Here is a 1193-nt window from a genome sequence, read left to right on the forward strand (position 1 = left end):
CGCCCTCACCCAGGACACCATCACCCGCACCGACACCCTCCTCGTTCCCACCCTCCACAAGAACCTCAACGAACCCCACGCCGTCATCCGCGCGGCCGCCGAACTGCACGTCAACGGCGTGGAGATCGCCTGGCAGGACGTTTTCGCCCATCTGGGCGTCTCGGCGACGCATCGCGTCGACCTGCCCACGTACGCCTTCCAGCGTCGCCGGTACTGGCTCAAGGAGACGGCCGGTGTGTCCGCCTGCCGCCCTGAGGACGTGGCCGGTACCGTCGTGGCCGAGGAGGACGCGGAGTCCGTGCCGCGGGCCGCCGGTGCTGCGGCCTCCTACGCCGGGCTGTCCGAGGAGGACACCGACCGGGAGCTGCTGGATCTCGTACGACGGCACATCGCCGCCGTGCTCGAACACGACAGCCCCGAACAGGTTTCGGTGGACGCGCCGTTCAAGCAGCTCGGCTTCGACTCGCTGATGTCGGTCGAGTTCTGTGCCGCGCTCGGCCGGGCGGTCGGCGTACGGCTGCCGTCGTCGACGCTCTACGACCACCCCACCCCGGAGCTGCTGGCACGACATATGCGCGCCGAACTCGCGGGTCTGCGGGAGGAGATGGCGAAACCGGAGGCGTCGGCTGCGCTGAACAGCGGCGTCGATGACGACCCGATCGGGATCGTGGGCATGGGCTGCCGCTTCCCGGGCGGGATCCGGACGCCCCAGGAGCTGTGGGCGCTGCTGGCGGCCGGCGGTGACGCGGTGTCGCCGTTCCCCGCCGACCGCGGCTGGGACCTGGACGCGCTCTACGACGCCGACCCGGACCGCTCCGGCACGTCGTACGCGCGGGAGGGTGGTTTCCTCCATGACGCCCCCGACTTCGATCCGACGTTCTTCGGTATCTCGCCGCGCGAGGCCCTGGCCATGGACCCGCAGCAGCGGCTGCTCCTTGAGACCTCCTGGGAGGCCCTCGAACACGCCGGTATCAACCCGAAGTCCCTGCGCGGCAGCAAGGCCGGAGTCTTCGTCGGTGCCACGGCCCAGGACTACGGCCCCCGGCTGCACGAGGCGCCCGAGGAGATCGAAGGCTATGTGCTGACCGGAACGACGCCCAGCGTGGCGTCGGGCCGGGTGGCGTACACCCTGGGCCTGGAGGGCCCGGCCGTCACCGTCGACACGGCCTGCTCCTCCTCGCTGGTCGCCCTGC

The 1193-nt window shown here is 71.0% G+C and carries 1 protein-coding gene; it reads left to right on the plus strand.

Going from position 1 to position 1193, the window contains the following annotated elements:
• The coding region (locus ACF1GV_RS42605; RefSeq protein ID WP_391692552.1) for a beta-ketoacyl synthase N-terminal-like domain-containing protein at positions 1 to 1193 on the plus strand (1193 nt) is incomplete at both ends.

It is taken from the genome of Streptomyces sp. NPDC014006 (assembly GCF_043088925.1).
GTDB lineage: Bacteria > Actinomycetota > Actinomycetes > Streptomycetales > Streptomycetaceae > Streptomyces.